This is a genomic window from Rhizobium sp. 01L419, from assembly GCF_056400025.1.
The window spans coordinates 1-420 of sequence record NZ_JBFTSM010000065.1; the positions used below are offsets into that span (position 1 = coordinate 1).

1 protein-coding gene is annotated in these 420 nt (G+C 61.0%); it reads right to left on the bottom strand.

The features are described 5' to 3' along the window. Positions 1-254: NUDIX domain-containing protein (locus tag AC1DUP_RS36805; protein ID WP_477837393.1), on the bottom strand; the 254-nt coding region annotated here is incomplete at its 3' end. Positions 255-420 lie beyond the last annotated feature (166 nt).

Consider the following 420-nt stretch of genomic DNA (forward strand, 5'->3'; position numbering starts at 1 on the left):
AAGTAGGTGCGGTGGAGGTCATGATGCACCCCGTCTCGCTCGAAGGGCCGGTGCCTGTCTCCCAGGAGCCGAAACCCCGTTCGGCCCAACAGCCCGGTTTCCTCGCCGAATTCGCGACGGGCGGCATCCATCACCCGCTCTCCGGCTTCGACTGTGCCTCCGGGCACTTGGATAGGAACTTCCGGAAAATCGGGTTCATCGAACACCAGAAGACCACGGGATGTGGTGGCGTAGATCAGGGCTTTCTCAATCAAAACGTTCCCTCCATGCCAGCACGGCGCGCGATCGCGGATCGCTTGACCTTGTCGCAGACGGCCGTTCCCTTAGTCCGTCGCTCCAGCCGAAACCAACACCTTTATAAATTCCTCGTCGCCGGTTTCGCGCGCGAAAGAAAGCGCGGTTTCACCATGGGGCCCCTTG